13 protein-coding genes are annotated in these 14,155 nt (G+C 59.7%); 10 read left to right on the top strand and 3 right to left on the bottom strand.

Features of this window, described 5'->3' with window-relative positions; genetic code table 11:
• Positions 1–19 precede the first annotated feature (19 nt).
• The 3 genes from O4G74_RS11540 to O4G74_RS11530 all read right to left on the bottom strand — a co-directional run bounded on the left by O4G74_RS11540 (position 20) and on the right by O4G74_RS11530 (position 2,568).
• Positions 20–1,030, bottom strand: a complete 1,011-nt coding sequence (locus tag O4G74_RS11540) for an LLM class flavin-dependent oxidoreductase (RefSeq protein ID WP_269402834.1) — start codon at positions 1,028–1,030, stop codon at positions 20–22.
• Between the two features lie 69 nt (positions 1,031–1,099).
• Positions 1,100–1,876, bottom strand: coding sequence for a GGDEF domain-containing protein (locus O4G74_RS11535; protein WP_269402759.1), 777 nt, complete (start codon positions 1,874–1,876; stop codon positions 1,100–1,102).
• A gap of 92 nt (positions 1,877–1,968) precedes the next feature.
• Complete coding sequence (locus O4G74_RS11530) at positions 1,969–2,568, bottom strand: tetratricopeptide repeat protein (RefSeq protein ID WP_269402758.1); 600 nt, start codon at positions 2,566–2,568, stop codon at positions 1,969–1,971.
• A 175-nt stretch (positions 2,569–2,743) separates the two neighbouring features.
• Here O4G74_RS11530 and O4G74_RS11525 point away from each other — a divergent pair, with 175 nt between their 5' ends.
• From O4G74_RS11525 to O4G74_RS11480, 10 genes are all read left to right on the top strand, one after another.
• Positions 2,744–3,562 (top strand): class I SAM-dependent methyltransferase, encoded by an 819-nt coding sequence (locus tag O4G74_RS11525; RefSeq protein WP_269402757.1) that lies wholly within the window; start codon positions 2,744–2,746, stop codon positions 3,560–3,562.
• A gap of 125 nt (positions 3,563–3,687) precedes the next feature.
• Positions 3,688–4,020, top strand: coding sequence for a GNAT family N-acetyltransferase (locus O4G74_RS11520; protein ID WP_269402756.1), 333 nt, complete (start codon positions 3,688–3,690; stop codon positions 4,018–4,020).
• Between the two features lie 51 nt (positions 4,021–4,071).
• Positions 4,072–4,815: a TVP38/TMEM64 family protein gene (locus tag O4G74_RS11515; RefSeq protein WP_269402755.1), complete on the top strand. Its 744-nt coding sequence runs from the start codon at positions 4,072–4,074 to the stop codon at positions 4,813–4,815.
• Positions 4,816–4,975: 160 nt separating this feature from the next.
• Entirely contained in the window at positions 4,976–6,511 is a 1,536-nt protein-coding gene (locus tag O4G74_RS11510; RefSeq protein WP_269402754.1) for a 2-isopropylmalate synthase, read from the top strand.
• Between the two features lie 279 nt (positions 6,512–6,790).
• Positions 6,791–7,831 (top strand): rod shape-determining protein, encoded by a 1,041-nt coding sequence (locus O4G74_RS11505; RefSeq protein ID WP_119380476.1) that lies wholly within the window; start codon positions 6,791–6,793, stop codon positions 7,829–7,831.
• Positions 7,832–7,943: 112 nt separating this feature from the next.
• The gene (mreC, locus tag O4G74_RS11500; protein ID WP_269402753.1) at positions 7,944–8,876 is read left to right on the top strand and encodes a rod shape-determining protein MreC; all 933 of its coding nucleotides are present in this window, start codon (positions 7,944–7,946) and stop codon (positions 8,874–8,876) included.
• Between the two features lie 2 nt (positions 8,877–8,878).
• Positions 8,879–9,439, top strand: a complete 561-nt coding sequence (locus tag O4G74_RS11495; RefSeq protein ID WP_269402752.1) for a hypothetical protein — start codon at positions 8,879–8,881, stop codon at positions 9,437–9,439.
• Positions 9,436–11,355, top strand: coding sequence for a penicillin-binding protein 2 (mrdA, locus tag O4G74_RS11490; RefSeq protein ID WP_269402751.1), 1,920 nt, complete (start codon positions 9,436–9,438; stop codon positions 11,353–11,355). The genes O4G74_RS11495 and mrdA overlap by 4 nt, the downstream gene beginning before the upstream one ends.
• Positions 11,355–12,527, top strand: a complete 1,173-nt coding sequence (rodA, locus tag O4G74_RS11485) for a rod shape-determining protein RodA (RefSeq protein WP_119380480.1) — start codon at positions 11,355–11,357, stop codon at positions 12,525–12,527. The genes mrdA and rodA overlap by 1 nt, the downstream gene beginning before the upstream one ends.
• A gap of 81 nt (positions 12,528–12,608) precedes the next feature.
• Positions 12,609–14,096, top strand: coding sequence for a sodium-dependent transporter (locus O4G74_RS11480; protein ID WP_269402750.1), 1,488 nt, complete (start codon positions 12,609–12,611; stop codon positions 14,094–14,096).
• The last annotated feature ends 59 nt before the right edge of the window (positions 14,097–14,155 follow it).

The raw sequence follows: 14,155 nt of genomic DNA, 5'->3' as shown, positions 1-14,155 counted from the left end.
AGTAAATCTTTAGCGAACCCTATTCGGCCGCTTTAGCGGCGCTCAGGCTTTCACGTACATCTGCGGCGATTTCATAGGAACGAAGCCGCGCCTGCTCGTCAAAAATGTGTGCCGAGAGGATCAGCTCATCGGCGCCCGTGTCGGCGAGGAACGCTTCGACTTTTTCGCTGACGGTCTTGGGCGAGCCAATGGCCGTGCAGGCAAGTGTGGCCTCGAGCATGGTACGTTCGTGCGGCTGGATTTCGGCGTCGAAAGATGGGTCAGGCGGGGCGAGGCGTGTCGGTGTGCCCCTGCGCAGATTGACGAATGTCCGGCGCAGCGATGAGGCAAGCCGGTCTGCTTCTTCCTCGCTATCAGCGGCAATCATATTGTAGCCGAGCATGACATAGGGCTTCTTCAGCTGCGCTGACGGCTGGAACGTCTCGCGATAGATGGAGATGGCCTGTTTCATCTGCTGCGGCGCAAAGTGAGAGGCGAACGCGTAGGGCAGGCCGAGATAGGCCGCCAGCTGCGCGCCAAAGGTCGACGAACCGAGGATCCAGAGCGGGATGTTCGTATTGCCGCCGGGGACGGCCTGTACACGTTGACCCGGCTGGACCGGGCCGAGGAAGGCCTGAAGCTCCATGACTTCCTTGGGAAAGCGGTCCTCGCCGCCAACCATGGTGCGGCGAAGGGCCTGTGAGACAAGCTGGTCGCCGCCCGGTGCACGGCCAAGACCAAGGTCGATGCGGCCGGGATAGATCGCCTCAAGCGTCCCGAACTGCTCAGCCACCATGATCGGCGCATGGTTCGGCAGCATGATGCCACCTGCGCCAAGGCGGATATTCTGTGTGTCCTGACCCGCATGGGCAATCATTACGGCCGTCGCCGCGCTCGCAATGCCGGGCATGTTGTGGTGTTCGGCCAGCCAGTAGCGATTATAGCCGAGCCGGTCGGCATGCGTGGCAAGGCGCCGGGCACGGGCCAGCGCATCCTGCGGATTGCTGCCTTCAACGATCGGGGCGAGGTCGAGAACGGAAAATGGTATCATCACGCACTCAATGTATGAGCCGCAATGTGGGTTCTCAATAGGTCGGGAGTGACAGGCGGCGCGCGCAACTTAAGCGGCGCTGCGGATCCTTGGTTCACTACGCACGCAATTGCGCCCACCATTCTTGGCTTCGTAGAGATAGCCGTCGGCTTTCTCGATGCAGGCCGTAAGGCCGTCTTCCGGGCGAAGCTTGGCGAGGCCAAAGCTTGCTGAGACGCGCGTCATCTTGCCATTGATGCTGACTTCGGTGCCTGCGATGCGCTTGCGAAGCCGCTCGCACACTGCTTCGGCTTGCTCCTGGTTCACTTCGCTGAGGAGAATGATGAACTCCTCGCCGCCCCAGCGTCCCAGGCGATCAAATGGACCGCGGAGGGCAGCGTGGCTGAGATTGGCAATAGAGACGAGGACACGGTCCCCGAAGGCATGGCCATACGTGTCATTCACGCGCTTGAAGTGGTCGAGGTCGAATAGAGCGACGTAGACGCTGTTTCTTGTGCGCTCCATGCGCGCAAGCTCTTCTTCGGCGAGCGTCTTGAAGGAGCGACGATTGAGGAGGCCGGTCAGCGGGTCCGTCGAAGCCATGGCTTCCAGCGTCGTCTGGTAACGGTCAACGCGGTACTGGTTCTGCGCGGCGAGGCCGGCCATTGGGCTTGCAACACATGCCGCGATGACGACCGTCATCAGCATGAAGTCGTAATTTCCCGCAGGAACCCCGAACAGATTGATGACAAGGACCGCAAAGAGAACCGACAGAGACAGGGCGGCGGCAATCACGAACCCGAAGAAAATCAGAGCTCGTGTAACAGCGCCGTTGTCGGCTTCAAGGAGTCGGTAGCCTTGTGTCATGCCCGCTCAAATAGCAGCCGAAAGAAAACATTGCTGTAATCGCAAGTTTCAAATTTTATGTATCCTTGGGTTGAGGACGTTTTTGTGGCGGATCAAAGGCCGCGCCGGTCCGGAAACCCGTAACCACGTGCCCGCTCACAGGACCAAGTGTCGCCGGTTTCGCAGGCCTGCTGGATGTAATCCTTGCCTTCTTCCCGATTCATAATCCCGCCCTGGCCGCGATAGACCATGGAGCCATAACCTCCGCAGCCGGTCTGATCGCCAAGATCGCAGGCGCGCTTATAAAGGCGGCGCGCATACTCATAGTCCTGGTTTCCATCATTGCCGGTGAAGCTGACATGCGCCTGTTCAAGGCAACTATCGGCGTCACGTCCATCGAAGCACGACGTGTCATAGAGTTCGCGCGCGCGTTCATAATCCTGTTCGATGCCGAGACCCCGGCGGTAAATATGGCCGGCCTTCCTGCAATTGCGGGACCAGACTTCGCGCTGCTGGCTCTTGTCTTCGCAGGCTTGCGCGTAGCGTTCGAGGGCATCGTCATACCAACCCTTCTGCATGGCGCGGTCGGCATAGAGCTCATCAGCATCCGGTTTGGCGATCCGCTCTGGCCCAAATTGCGCGGACGCCGGAAGGGCAAACGCAAGAGTGGAAGCGCTGATCAGTCCTGCGATAAACTGACGTTTGGCTTTCATGATGGGACCTCGCTAGCATTCCTTATTCAGGTGACATGCCTACAATTCGCCTTGAATGTGGCGGTTTCCTGTCGATGGCTGCAAGTCGCAATGTTTCGGTTTTTGATTGTCTGTGACTCGCGAACCGCTTATCCCGGTCATCAAGGCTTATCGCCTTGCGAAGGAGGACCCGAGCATGATCAAGCGTCTGACAGGACTGAGCGCACTTCTTTTGGCAAGCGCCTGCGCTACGCAGGGCGGCGATGACCTGCCCCCGGCAGAAGCGCCGCTTCCGCCAATGATGACTTCGCCCGGCGTGGATAGCGCCCGCCTTCAAGGCGCTATCGAAAGCAGCGAACGGCCAGAGACCGATGTCGAGCGCGATGAGCTGCGCCGCCCGGCCGGGGTAATAGAGTTTTCTGGCCTGCTACCAGATGAGACGGTTCTCGAACTTGAGGCGGGCGGCGGCTACTTTACTGAAATCCTGTCGCGATACCTGAATGAAGATACGACGCTCTATATGCAGAACCCTGCTGCGTTCGATGGCTTCCTTGGTGATGCGGCAGAGATCCGTATGGATGGCCTCGATAATGTGGAATATCTGCGCACCGACTTCGACAGCTTCCCGCTGGAGGATGAGAGCATAGACGTCGTGACATGGTTCCAAGGCCCGCATGAACTCTGGTACACGCCGGAAAATGGCGAGCCACTCGTCTCTAATCCCGACGACTCGTTTCCTGAAATCTTCCGCGTCCTGAAGCCGGGTGGCAGTTTTGTCGTGCTTGATCACACCGGGCCAGACGGCGCCCCGGCGACGATCGGCGGCGAAACCCATCGCATCGACCCGCAGATTGTTCGCGACCTTGGGCGGGAAGCGGGCTTCGTTCTAGTTGCCGAAAGCGACCTGCTCGACAATCCGGGTGACGACCTGAACGCAAACGTCTTCGACGAGTCAGTGCGGGGCCGTACTGACCAGTTCCTCATGAAGTTCGAAAAGCCGATGAGCGCGCCATAACGGTGGCTCAGATACGCCGAGCTCGCGCCGTAGAGCTGGAAGCCCTTTCGGCTCTGTGTCTGCGTTCAAAAGCGGTGCACGGCTATAGCGCAACCTTGCTTGAAGCTTTCAGGCAAGAACTGACCTTGTCACATTGGGACCTGGATGAGGATGAAGTTGCCGTCGCAGTGGACGGCGAAGACAACATTCTTGGCATAGTTCAGGTAAGCACCGGTCCTGCCGGCTGCTTTCTGGAGAAGCTCTTTGTTGAGCCAGACAGGGCCGGCGCTGGTGTCGGGCGGGTCCTCATGGATTGGGCGTGTGAGGCCGCGCGCCGACGCGGTGCCCCTAATATGATTATTGAATCCGATCCCGGCGCCGTCGGTTTCTACACGCGCTATGGCGCCCGCGAAGCCGGGACCGCTCCGTCTGAATCTGTTTCAGGCCGTTCGCTCCCGCGCCTATTGCTCAAGCTCTGACGCCCAGGATGACTTGACGGACATTCTGGTCTGGAGGACATGGATCCCCGCATGACGACCCCGACCGACCGTATTCCCGCTGCACGTTCGCGCAAGGCTCTTTGGCTCGGCCTTGGGCTGGGTGCCGCCGTCATCACCCTGTTCCTGCTTGGAAAGACGGGTGTGCTTGGCTCCCTCGAAGCTTTCATCGTCCAGATGCAGGAAATGGCCGACACGCCATGGGCGCTACCGGCGGTTATCGTGCTCTTTACGGGCGCTGCATTTGTGGGGCTGCCACAGTTCGGATTGATCGGGGCGGCGGTTGTCGCCTTCGGTCCAGTCAATGGCGCGTTCTATTCCTGGGTAGCGACAATGGTCTCCGGCACGGTGACTTTCTGGCTTGGCAGGTTCAGCGGAGAAGCGGCCGTGGCACGCTTCTCCGGTCGCCGTGCTGCGCGCTTTACCGAATTTGTCAGCCGGAATGCTTTCGCAGCGAGCATGATCGTACGCAACGTTCCGACGGGGCCGTTCCTGATCGTCAACATGGCGTTCGGCGCGCTCCGCGCAAACTATCTCGCATTTCTGGGCGGTATGGCGATTGGCTCGCTCCCCAAAATCCTGCTGGTGACCTTCGCGGGACAAAGCCTGATTTCAGCTATTACTGGTTCGCCGCTGATTGCGGCGGCATTGGCAGTTCTGGCGGCAATCATTTTTGGTGGGCTCTGGCTCTATGTCCGTCACCGGCAGAAATCAGGCAAGATCATTTCGCCGATGCCTATCAAGCCGGTTGACAGGGCAAGCGAAAAGCCGGATTAGGTCAAGTATGCGCAAGAATTTGCCTCTTGAGGGACTAACGGACCTGCTACTTAGCAGCCCCTGGCTGGTGGCCGTCGGACTCTGATTGGTCCTGCGCCTGGTCAGGGGATCGACTTAAACGCCCTTTCGCTGACAGTTCCAAAGACTCGCAGGCCCGTCCATGACCACCGGAAAAGACCGCATCCTGATCTTCGACACGACCATGCGCGACGGCGAACAGTCGCCAGGCGCCTCGATGACGCACAATGAGAAGCTGGAGCTTGCCGACCTTCTCGAAACGATGGGCGTCGACATCATTGAGGCGGGCTTTCCTGCCTCTTCGCAGGGGGACTTCGAGGCTGTGCGGGACATTGCACGCCGATCAAAGTCGTCCGTGATCACCGGACTGTCGCGTTCAAAGCTCGAGGATATTGATCGCTGCGGTGAGGCGGTGCGTCACGCGGCCCGCCCGCGCATCCATACGTTCATTTCCACCAGCCCGGTGCACATGAAGCATAAGCTCCAGATGGGGCCGAACGCTGTGCTGGAGGCGGTTGGCCGTTCCGTTGCCCATGCCCGCAATATTGTCGACGACGTTGAATGGTCGGCAGAGGACGCCACCCGGACCGAGTTCGATTTCCTCTGCAAATGTATCGATGCAGCAATCGCATCCGGGGCAACGACTATCAATGTACCCGATACGGTCGGCTATACGCATCCCGATGAGTATGGCGGCCTGATCCGGGCCCTGCGGGAAACCATCCCGAACTCGGACAAGGTGATCTGGTCGACGCACTGTCACAACGATCTCGGCCTCGCTGTCGCAAACTCCATCGCAGGTGCACAGAATGGAGCGAGACAGATCGAATGTACGATTAATGGTCTTGGCGAGCGGGCAGGCAATGCGGCGCTCGAAGAGATCGTCATGGCGTTCAAGGTGCGCGGCGACACGCTGCCCTATGAAACCGCGATCGATACCACCCGGCTGGCCCGAGCAAGCCAGATGGTCAGCCGGATCACCGGTTTTCCGGTCCAGTACAACAAGGCGATCGTTGGCAAGAACGCCTTCGCCCATGAAAGCGGCATCCATCAGGATGGCATGCTGAAGAACACTGAAACCTACGAAATCATGAAGCCGGAAGACGTTGGCGTCTCCAAGTCATCCCTGGTGATGGGCAAGCTTTCTGGCCGTAACGCTTTCCGGGACAAGCTCGCCTCTCTCGGCTATGAGCTTGAGCCCGAATCTTTGAACGAGGCGTTTCGCAGGTTCAAGGATCTCGCCGATCGCAAGAAGCATGTCTTTGACGATGACATACTGGCGCTGGTCGATGACCAGCTATCAGCTATGGGTGAACGCGTCGGCTTTGACAGCCTTCGCGTCATTGCCGGATCGGTCGGTCCGCAGAAAGCCGACCTGTCCCTGCGTGTAGATGGGCAGCTCATGGAAGCCAGCTGTACGGGCAATGGCCCTGTAGATGCGGTGTTCAACGCAATTCGTAAGATCGTAAACCATGAAGCCAAGCTCGATCTCTATCAGGTCCACGCAGTCACCGGCGGCACGGATGCACAGGCCGAGGTCAGCGTAAGGCTGAATGGCGAGGGGATCATGGCCGTGGGACGTGCGTCGGATCCGGACACGCTCGTTGCCAGCGCGAAAGCTTATATCCATGCGCTGAACAAGCTTGAGGCGCGACGCATGAAGCGTCTGGCTGCGTGAGCTGCACACCGGACACCTCCGCTTACAACAAACGCCAGAGCCCAAGCCCTCAAGTGTACGAAGCGTACGAAAACTTCTTCTTATTGTTTCAGCCGCTTACAGGCCTGTAACTTTCGGAAATTCGGGGCGAGATTGAGTGTACGAGGCGTACCTGTTTCGGGCAGCCTCTCACTTGCTTTCCGTGGAATAAGGCTGCATGGGGAATACGGGCTGGCAAAGAAATTCTCGCACGACTGCAGCTAATTTGGTCGTGCCAATAGTAAAGAAGCGACCTTACTCATGATCGGTAGCCTTCTCGGCATGCTCTCCACAGATATGGCGATTGACCTCGGGACGGCAAATACGCTCGTCTATGTGAAGGGTCAGGGTATCAAGCTCGATGAACCCTCTGTCGTCGCCTATATGAATCAGGGCGGCCGCAAGGTCGTGTACGCGGTTGGTAATCAGGCCAAGCAGATGCTCGGCAAGACCCCGCTCAACATGGAAGCCATCCGCCCGATGCGTGATGGCGTCATCGCCGACTTCGAAGTCGCCGAAGAAATGATCAAGCACTTCATTCGCAAAGTGCATAATCGCCGGGCTTTCGTTTCTCCGCTGATCATCATCTGTGTTCCAAGCTCCGCAACGAACGTTGAGCGCCGCGCGATCCATCAGTCGGCTCTGGCTGCAGGCGCCCGCGAAGTCCAGCTGATCGAAGAGCCGATGGCTGCCGCTATTGGCGCCGGCCTGCCGATCGAAGAGCCTGCCGGGTCCATGGTTGTGGATATTGGCGGCGGTACGACGGAGGTCGCCGTGCTTTCGCTGGGCGGTATCGTCTATTCGCGCTCCGTACGTGTCGGCGGCGACAAGATGGACCACGCCATCATGTCCTATCTGCGCAAGAACCAGCAGATCATGATCGGCGAGATGTCGTCCGAGCGGATCAAGAAGGAAATCGCTTCGGCGAAGGCACCAGAGAGCGGCGATGGTCTTACCGTTACGGTTCGAGGCCGCGGCACGATCGACGGTGTGCCGAACGAGGTGGAAGTGAACGAGGCCATGATGGCCGAAGCGCTTGCCGATCCGGTCAATGAAATCGTAGACGCGATCCGTCTCGCGCTCGAAGCCATGGCGCCAGAACTTGCTGCTGACATTGTTGATCGCGGCATTGTATTGACCGGCGGCGGCGCCCTGCTGCGCAACCTCGACGTCGTGATCCGCGAGCAGGCGAAGCTGCCAGTCATGATCGCTGACGACCCGCTGAAATGTGTCGCGCAGGGGTGTGGCTACGTGCTCGAAAATCTCGTGCGCATGCGCAACGTCCTGTCGCCTGAAGTCTAGGCCCGGCGACGGCCTGCGCGCGGCCATGTGCGCGGCGCTGAAATCCCGGTTGCGCGCGGCTGCGCTTCACTTCAGGATTAGCCCTGCCGTGGGGAGGCAATAAGGGACGACCATGGCCCGTTTGCGTGGAAAAAGACTGAAAGCCCGGCCCGTACGCCGCTACGCCCTTATTGTGGCGCTCGTGGTGTTGTTCGCTGTGCTTCTTGCGCAGACGTCGCCGCGCCTTCGCGCCTGGATCGACCCAGCACGGACTGTCGCCGCTGACCAGCTTGCCAGTTCTGCGCGCCCCGGCCTTTGGGACCGCATTTCCGGCAAGGCCGCCCGCGACGAACGTATTCGCGAGCTCGAAGCAGAAGTCCGTGAACTGACGCGCTATCGCTCTGTTGCGATTTCCATGGCGGCACGTCTGGAAGCCTATGAGGATATGCTGAACGTCATGGGTGAACCGCCCGTTCGCGGCGTAACGGCTCGCATCACCTCCGAAACGAACGGGCCTTTCCGTGAGGCCATACTCGTCAACGCTGGCACGCTGCAGGGCGTACAGCCTGGCGCCTATGCAGAGAATGAGGGCGGCCTGGTTGGCCGTGTCGTCCAGATCGGGGAGCGGTCCTCTCGCGTGCTGCTCGTTGCCGACTTCAATTCACGCGTTCCTGTCATGGGGGAGGCAAGCGGCATGCGCGCCATCCTGTTCGGCGACCGCGACGATCTTGGTACGCTGACTGACCTGCCGGAGCGCGGCAGCTTCATTCTCGGCGAGCGGGTCCTGACATCAGGCGAGGGTGGCATCTTCCCGCGCGGCATCGTGGTTGGCGAAGTCGTCGAACGCGGCGGTGCGCTTCGGGTGGAGTTCGGTATGAATCGTGGGCGCGGCGGCTTTGTCCGTCTGATGCCCAGTATGCAGATCCCGCGCCCTGAGGAGTTTCCAGCCGAGTTGCCGGACCCTGAATCCGCTATCGAGACAGATGGCGAGGCGGGTTCGGAAGAGGGTGCTGAAACCGCTGCTTCAGACGCGCTGCCTGACGCAGGTGCGCCAGGAGGCGAGTAATAATGGCAAGACGCCGCAAGTCTGAACGCCTTTCCGCGATCTCAGGTATCTGGGCCGAAACCGGGCCAACCAGTCGCTTTCTGATCGGTACGCTCATCGTTGCTGCGATCGGCCTTATCGGCCTCACGCCGAAAACGCTCTTCGACACTGAACTGGTCTGGCCGTACGCTTCGCTTGTCGCGGCCATTGGCTGGGGACGCAGCGGTCTTGGCTTCCGCCCGATGGTGGTGCTTGTCGTTTTCGGTCTGGCGCAGGACGTGAGTGCCTATGCGCCACTTGGCTGTTTCGGCTTCATCAATCTGGCGGCCTTTGGCGCAAGCTCACTCATTGCTCGCAGCTTTGACCGGGAGCGTAATCCCCTCATCAGCACCGTTGCACCAGTGGTGCTGTATGCGGTTTCATTCGTGCTGGTCTGGCTGTTCGCCAGCTTCTCCGGCAACCACCTCGTTCAGCTATCGCCACTGGTGAATGTGTTTGTAGTCACATATATTCTTCATATTCTTACAGCACCCGTCTTTGACCTTGGCCGTAGGGTCGGCCCACTCGCGGGGAGCATGTCATGAGCAGCGAACTCGACTTCGAATCCAGGCTCAATCGGCGCACCATCATCACGGGTGCAGCTGGCGGCGTCCTGTTTTCTGGCCTCGTTGCCCGCCTCGTCCAGCTGCAGCTCTTCGAGGGTGAGCGCTACAAGGAAATTGCGAATGAGAACGGGGTCAAACTCGATCTCGCTCCGCCGATCCGTGGCGCGATCTACGACCGTTTCGGCGTTCCGCTTGCCTCCCACCGTCAGGCAGGCCGCGTCTCCATCGTCCGCGAGCAGACGCCGGACATGGACGCCACACTGGCCGGAATTGCGCGCCATATCGATCTGCCGATGGATGAACGCCAGCGGGTGATCCAGCAGGCCCGTAGCCAGGCTTCATTCCAGTCGACGATCGTCAAAAGCGAGCTCACCTACGAAGAGTTTGCACGCATGACGCTGCTGGCAGCTGACATGCCGGGCGTGCGCGCCGACATGGCGGCGACGCGCTCCTATCCGCGTGGGCGCGATTTCGCTCACGTGCTTGGCTATGTCGCCAAGGCAAGTTCAGATGATCTCTCGCGTCTGACTGAAAATGCCTCTCCAGAGGAAGCATCCTTGCTGGCCCGCCTTTTTCGCCATCCGGATATGCGGACGGGTCGTTCCGGTATTGAGCGCGCCGCAGAAGGCTGGTTGCGCGGTGAACCGGGCTTCCGCCGCCTTGAGACAAATGCCGCAGGCCGCGTCATTCGTGAGCTTGAGAGCGACGATCTCGCGCCGACGCCGGGACGGGATATTGGCCTGACAGTCGATGCTGAGCTTCAGCGCGCGGCAATCGACCGTTTCGGAGACGAAAGCGGTGCGGCTGTCGTTCTCGATATCGAAACGGGCGCAATTCTCGCCTTCGTGTCGACGCCAGCCTTTGATCCGAATGATTTCGTCAACGGCATATCCTATGCCGACTATAACGCGCTGCGTGAGAATGACCGCTCGCCGCTTTACCACAAGGCGTATGACGGCACCTATCCGCCGGGCTCCACGTTCAAGATGGTCGTTGCGACCGCAGCGCTTGAAGCCGGAATAAACCCGGACCAGCGGGTTTACTGCAATGGCTACTACCGGTTCGGTAACCGCACCTGGCACTGCTGGAAGCGCGGCGGCCACGGCAATGTGGACATGCATTGGGCCATGAAGGGCAGCTGCGACGTCTATTTCTATGATATTGCCCGCAAGATTGGTGTTGAACATCTGGCCGACGTTTCGCGCCGCTTTGGTTTCGGACAGGTTTGGGACCTTGGCCTTACGGGTGGGCGCGGTGGTACAGTGCCAGACGATGCCTGGAAGCGCGCGGCGCTGGGCGAACCCTGGTATGAAGGTGAAACCCTGAACTACGGTATCGGTCAGGGATATCTGTCGGCGTCGCCACTCCAGCTGGCGCTCATGTCTGCCCGCATTGCCGCCAAGGGCCGGTTGATCGAGCCTTATATCATCGGCGAGGGTCCGCGCCCTGATAAACCGATCCCCTATGCTGAGCCGCTCGACCCTGACCACATGCAACGCATGATGGATGGAATGTATGGCGTCACCTCCGAAGCGGGTGGTACTGCCTGGCGCTCGGGCGATCTTGGTCTTGGCGGCCCACGCCTTGCGGGCAAGACGGGTACCGCGCAAGTGCGTCGCATATCTGAGGCCGAGCGCCGTTCAGGCGTGCTCAAGGGCGACGAGATTGACCGGCGTCTTCGCGACCATGCACTCTTCGTTGCCTATGCGCCTGCCGATGACCCGAAATACGCGATTTCGGTTGTCGTTGAACATGGTGAGGGCGGTTCGAGTACCGCAGCGCCCGTTGCCCGAGATATTCTCGCCACCGCGATCCGCCGCGACTCGCGCGCCGCTGCCCGGTGGCAGCAGACTGCCTCGGCATCGGGCAGCGGAAATGGCGGGGGCAACCCCTGATGGCGCGGGCTGCACGCGCCTCGGCTATCAGATTTGAAGACCGCACCCTTGCAGGGACGCTGGGCGAGCTGCCATGGGGGCTGGTCCTGATGCTGATCACCGTCGCCTGCATTGGCACGGCGGCGCTCTATTCCTCGACCTTCACGAACCCGGAGGAGGCTGGCCTGCCAGCCCGTCATGCGGTTCGCTTCGCCATCTCGCTCGGCATCATGTTTGTCATCGCGCTTGTGCCGATTGGTATCTGGCTGCGGGCGGCCTGGCCCGCTTACTTCGTGACCCTGGCCATGCTTGTCGGCGTGGAGCTGTTCGGCTTGACGAGAGGCGGTGCCACAAGGTGGCTGCAGCTTGGTCCCATTGGCGTACAGCCGTCTGAGTTCATGAAGCTCGCGCTGACACTGGCGCTGGCGCGGTACTATCATAATAATCTGACATTCCAGTCAGGCAGGTTCTTCATTCATCTGCCCGCCTTGTTCATCATCATCGTCCCGGCGGCCTTGATCTTCAAACAGCCCGACTTCGGCACAACACTGGCGCTCATCGCCTCTGGCGCGGTGCTCATCTTCCTTGCGGGGCTTTATTACCGGATTATCGCGGCGGTTTTCCTGGCGGGTATCGCCAGTGCGTGGCCAATCTACATGTTCGTGCTTCAGGATTATCAGCGCGAACGGGTGAATACCTTCCTTGCGCAGCTCACGGGCCAGGCGGTGAACACGCTCGATGATGGCTACCAGATCGAACAGGCCAAAATTGCCATCGGGTCGGGTGGTTGGCAGGGCAGGGGCTTTATGGAAGGCACGCAGGCCCAACTCGACTACATTCCCGAACAGCACACCGACTTCATTCTGACCGTGATCGCTGAAGAATTCGGTTTCCTCGGCGCGACAGGGCTTCTTGCACTTTGGGCCGCGATCCTGGGTTGGGGGCTTGTCATTGCCGGGCGATCGGCCTCGCTTTTCGGACGCTTCGCGGCGGTAGGTTGCGTCGCAACGGTGGCCTTCTTCATCCTCTTCAATGTGGCGATGGTGCTGGGTCTCGTCCCTGTCGTTGGCGTGCCGCTGCCGCTCGTCTCCTATGGTGGTACCGTGATGTTCACCACCATGGCTTGCTTCGGCATTCTCCTCTCTGTGCACATCGGACGCGACGAGCGCCTGAGCACTCAGGGGATGATTTGACCTCTATGTGGGCAGGTGCGTTGACCTTTGTCCCGCTAAAGCTAGTGTCCGGCAAAATTCTTTTCACGAGGGGAGCAGATAATGGAAATTGGCCGCAAGACTGAGACATGGGGGTCGAAATTCGGCTTCATCATGGCCGCCGTCGGCTCATCGGTAGGTCTCGGCAATTTCTGGCGGTTTCCATACACCGCAGGCGAAAATGGAGGCGGTGCCTTCATTATCATCTACCTGCTCTGTGTTGCATTTGTTGGGCTTCCGCTGCTGATGGCGGAATACTCGATGGGTCGCAAATCCGGCATGTCGGCAATTGAAGGCGTTCAGTCGCTTGCCCGCGCAGAATCAAAGTCCCTGAACTGGGGTATCGTTGGCTGGGTGGGTACAATCACCGCGACCTTCATCCTCAGCTTCTATGTCGTGATTTCCGCCTGGCTCATGGCCTTCACGCTACAGGCGCTCGGCGGTAACTTCACCGGGATGGATGCGGCGAGCTCCGGAGCAAACTTCAACAATACCATCGGGCAGGGCGAACACCCGCTCGTCTCCAAATGGTATATGCTTCTCCTGCTCGCCATCTTCCTGATCGCCAATATCGTGGTCGTCGGCCGTGGCGTAAAAGGCGGTATCGAGCGGGCAGCGACCATTCTGATGCCGGCTTTTTTCGTCATGCTCGTGGTTGTCGTCGGCTTCGGTCTGGCGACCGGTGACGCAGCCCGCGCGGCGGAGTTCCTGCTCACGCCGAAGTGGGATCAGGTTGGCTTCAACACCTTCCTTGAGGCGATCGGCCAGGCCTTCTTCTCTATCGGTATCGGCGTCGGCCTAATGATCACTTATGGCGCATATCTTTCGCGTTCGACGAACATCCCACGTTCGTCCGGCCTGATTGCAGGCTCTGATACGCTGGTCGCGCTGATTGCTGGCTTTGCAATCTTCCCGGTCGTCTTTGCAGCGGGTCTCGATCCGGCAGGCGGTCCAAGCCTCTTCTTCGTCTCCATGCCAGTGGCGTTTGGCTCCATTCCGGGCGGCCCGATCATTGCGGTGATATTCTTTGCGCTCGCGCTCTTTGCGGCCTTCACCTCATCCATCTCCCTGCTTGAGGTGTCAGTCTCATGGCTTGAGGAACGTCAGGGCGTCACCCGCCTTGGCGCGGCGATGGGGATGGGCTTCATCCTGTTCGTCGTCGGTGCAGCCTATGTCTTTTCGCTTGAGTATCTCGACTTTGTGGACTTCGTGACGGGCAACATCCTGCTTCCGCTCGGCGGTCTTCTTGCGGTTATCTTCGCAGGCTGGGTGCTCTCGCGTGACATGATGACAAGCGAGATCGGCGAAGGTTTCGTCATGAATGTCTGGCGCTTCCTGATGCGCTGGTTCGTTCCTGCCTTCCTCGGCTTCGTCCTGTTCTTCGGCTTCTTCGACAAGATCCAGCAGCAATACAACGTTCAACTGCCTGGTTTCATGACCCAGCTGCTTGGCCCGAACAATGAGCTTGCTCCTGTTGAGGAACTCGATGTTCAGCCACCAGCAGAAGAAACCGAAACTGATGCGGGTGCTGGCTCAGAAACACCGTCCTGACCGGGACGCCGTCATCCGCAGCCCGCATCCACGAAACAAAAAAGGGCGCTCCCAATCAG

The organism is Henriciella marina, assembly GCF_027213945.1.
Taxonomy (GTDB): domain Bacteria; phylum Pseudomonadota; class Alphaproteobacteria; order Caulobacterales; family Hyphomonadaceae; genus Henriciella; species Henriciella marina_A.
The sequence above is the reverse complement of the archived record's forward strand: the minus strand, read 5'-3'. Positions and strand labels throughout refer to the sequence as shown.

What these genes read in the sequence shown, in the direction of transcription:
- O4G74_RS11540 (WP_269402834.1), bottom strand. Translation starts at nt 1,030, where the DNA reads ATGATACCATTTTCCGTTCTCGACCTCGCCCCGATCGTTGAAGGCAGC.
- O4G74_RS11535 (WP_269402759.1), bottom strand. Translation starts at nt 1,876, where the DNA reads ATGACACAAGGCTACCGACTCCTTGAAGCCGACAACGGCGCTGTTACA.
- O4G74_RS11530 (WP_269402758.1), bottom strand. Translation starts at nt 2,568, where the DNA reads ATGAAAGCCAAACGTCAGTTTATCGCAGGACTGATCAGCGCTTCCACT.
- O4G74_RS11525 (WP_269402757.1), top strand. Translation starts at nt 2,744, where the DNA reads ATGATCAAGCGTCTGACAGGACTGAGCGCACTTCTTTTGGCAAGCGCC.
- O4G74_RS11515 (WP_269402755.1), top strand. Translation starts at nt 4,072, where the DNA reads ATGACGACCCCGACCGACCGTATTCCCGCTGCACGTTCGCGCAAGGCT.
- O4G74_RS11510 (WP_269402754.1), top strand. Translation starts at nt 4,976, where the DNA reads ATGACCACCGGAAAAGACCGCATCCTGATCTTCGACACGACCATGCGC.
- O4G74_RS11505 (WP_119380476.1), top strand. Translation starts at nt 6,791, where the DNA reads ATGATCGGTAGCCTTCTCGGCATGCTCTCCACAGATATGGCGATTGAC.
- mreC (WP_269402753.1), top strand. Translation starts at nt 7,944, where the DNA reads ATGGCCCGTTTGCGTGGAAAAAGACTGAAAGCCCGGCCCGTACGCCGC.
- O4G74_RS11495 (WP_269402752.1), top strand. Translation starts at nt 8,879, where the DNA reads ATGGCAAGACGCCGCAAGTCTGAACGCCTTTCCGCGATCTCAGGTATC.
- mrdA (WP_269402751.1), top strand. Translation starts at nt 9,436, where the DNA reads ATGAGCAGCGAACTCGACTTCGAATCCAGGCTCAATCGGCGCACCATC.
- rodA (WP_119380480.1), top strand. Translation starts at nt 11,355, where the DNA reads ATGGCGCGGGCTGCACGCGCCTCGGCTATCAGATTTGAAGACCGCACC.
- O4G74_RS11480 (WP_269402750.1), top strand. Translation starts at nt 12,609, where the DNA reads ATGGAAATTGGCCGCAAGACTGAGACATGGGGGTCGAAATTCGGCTTC.